Origin of the sequence: Wenyingzhuangia sp. 2_MG-2023 (assembly GCF_030548295.1) — a bacterium.
In the GTDB taxonomy this organism is placed as follows: domain Bacteria; phylum Bacteroidota; class Bacteroidia; order Flavobacteriales; family Flavobacteriaceae; genus Wenyingzhuangia.
Map to the genome: position 1 here is coordinate 1 of NZ_JAUOSB010000088.1, position 347 is coordinate 347.

General features: G+C 31.4%; 1 protein-coding gene. It reads left to right on the forward strand.

Annotated elements, in window-relative coordinates:
* The coding region (locus Q4548_RS16775; protein WP_303457190.1) for a transposase at positions 1-347 on the forward strand (347 nt) is incomplete at both ends.

Genomic DNA, 347 nt, shown 5'->3' on the forward strand with positions numbered 1-347 from the left:
ATAGAAGCACTCCAAAATATTCGTATTAAATACAGATGGGAAGCTATAGATTTAGAAAACAAGCATATGAATAAGGCTCGAAAAACAGATAAAACATACAATCCTAAAGTGTTTCATAATGGAGATACTTTAAAACAATTATTAGCTAGAAGTAGATACTTACTCTATAAAGCACAAAATAACTGGACAAACTCACAAGGCATAAGAGCTAAAATACTATTTAAACAATACCCGGAGATCCAAAAAGCATATCAACTAGTCCAAGGGCTAAGAGAGATATTCAACCTAAAAACAACCCTACAAATTGCTTATACAAAACTAGCGCATTGGTATAAACAAGTAGAAAA